At 48.0% G+C, this 1,664-nt stretch carries 2 tRNA genes and 1 rRNA gene; all 3 read left to right on the top strand.

Going from position 1 to position 1,664, the window contains the following annotated elements:
- Nucleotides 1–1,186, top strand: a 16S ribosomal RNA gene (locus ACFO7M_RS16280); the annotation flags it as partial.
- Nucleotides 1,187–1,273: 87 nt separating this feature from the next.
- Nucleotides 1,274–1,347: transfer RNA gene (locus ACFO7M_RS16275), tRNA-Ile, on the top strand.
- An 82-nt stretch (nucleotides 1,348–1,429) separates the two neighbouring features.
- Nucleotides 1,430–1,503: transfer RNA gene (locus ACFO7M_RS16270), tRNA-Ala, on the top strand.
- The last annotated feature ends 161 nt before the right edge of the window (nucleotides 1,504–1,664 follow it).

The following is a 1,664-nucleotide window of genomic DNA, read 5'->3' as shown; positions in this document are numbered from 1 at the left end:
AGACTCCTACGGGAGGCAGCAGTGAGGAATATTGGTCAATGGGCGCAAGCCTGAACCAGCCATGCCGCGTGCAGGATGACGGTCCTATGGATTGTAAACTGCTTTTGTACAGGAAGAAACACTCCCTCGTGAGGGAACTTGACGGTACTGTAAGAATAAGGATCGGCTAACTCCGTGCCAGCAGCCGCGGTAATACGGAGGATCCAAGCGTTATCCGGAATCATTGGGTTTAAAGGGTCCGTAGGCGGTTTTATAAGTCAGTGGTGAAATCTGGTCGCTCAACGATCAAACGGCCATTGATACTGTAGAACTTGAATTACTTGGAAGTAACTAGAATATGTAGTGTAGCGGTGAAATGCTTAGAGATTACATGGAATACCAATTGCGAAGGCAGGTTACTACGAGTACATTGACGCTGATGGACGAAAGCGTGGGGAGCGAACAGGATTAGATACCCTGGTAGTCCACGCCGTAAACGATGGATACTAGCTGTTTGGAGCAATCTGAGTGGCTAAGCGAAAGTGATAAGTATCCCACCTGGGGAGTACGCTCGCAAGAGTGAAACTCAAAGGAATTGACGGGGGCCCGCACAAGCGGAGGAGCATGTGGTTTAATTCGATGATACGCGAGGAACCTTACCAAGGCTTAAATGGGAGACGACAGATTTAGAAATAGATCTTTCTTCGGACGTCTTTCAAGGTGCTGCATGGTTGTCGTCAGCTCGTGCCGTGAGGTGTCAGGTTAAGTCCTATAACGAGCGCAACCCCTGTTGTTAGTTGCCAGCGAGTCATGTCGGGAACTCTAGCAAGACTGCCAGTGCAAACTGTGAGGAAGGTGGGGATGACGTCAAATCATCACGGCCCTTACGCCTTGGGCTACACACGTGCTACAATGGACGGTACAGAGAGCAGCCACTACGCAAGTAGGAGCGAATCTATAAAACCGTTCTCAGTTCGGATCGGAGTCTGCAACTCGACTCCGTGAAGCTGGATTCGCTAGTAATCGCAGATCAGCCATGCTGCGGTGAATACGTTCCCGGGCCTTGTACACACCGCCCGTCAAGCCATGGAAGCTGGGGGTACCTGAAGTCGGTGACCGCAAGGAGCTGCCTAGGGTAAAACTGGTAACTAGGGCTAAGTCGTAACAAGGTAGCCGTACCGGAAGGTGCGGCTGGAACACCTCCTTTCTAGAGACGATAAAAGGTGATAGGAATGATGATTAGGATTTTTTTTACTCTTGCTGTTAATTCAAAGAAATAAGGCTTAAAATACAGAGTCTCGTAGCTCAGCTGGTTAGAGTACTACACTGATAATGTAGGGGTCGGCAGTTCGAGTCTGCCCGGGACTACTTTTTAAAGCTTAAAGGAAATTCTAGGGGTTGAGAGGTTATGATACTCATAACTCATAACTAATAACTCATCACTAAGATTGGGGGATTAGCTCAGCTGGCTAGAGCGCCTGCCTTGCACGCAGGAGGTCATCGGTTCGACTCCGATATTCTCCACAGGTCCTAACGGACAAAAGTTCATTGACATATTGAGATAAAAATACATTTAAAAAGTAGAAAGAACACGTTTTGGTTAGTAATAATCAAAGCAAAAAGAATACAATAAGCAAAATAAGGGCGTATGGGGGATGCCTAGGCTCTCAGAGGCGATGAAGGAC

It is taken from the genome of Flavobacterium sp. GCM10023249, from assembly GCF_042653365.1.
Lineage (GTDB): Bacteria > Bacteroidota > Bacteroidia > Flavobacteriales > Flavobacteriaceae > Flavobacterium.
Note: the sequence above shows the minus strand (reverse complement) of the source record. Positions and strands in the feature narration are given on the sequence as shown.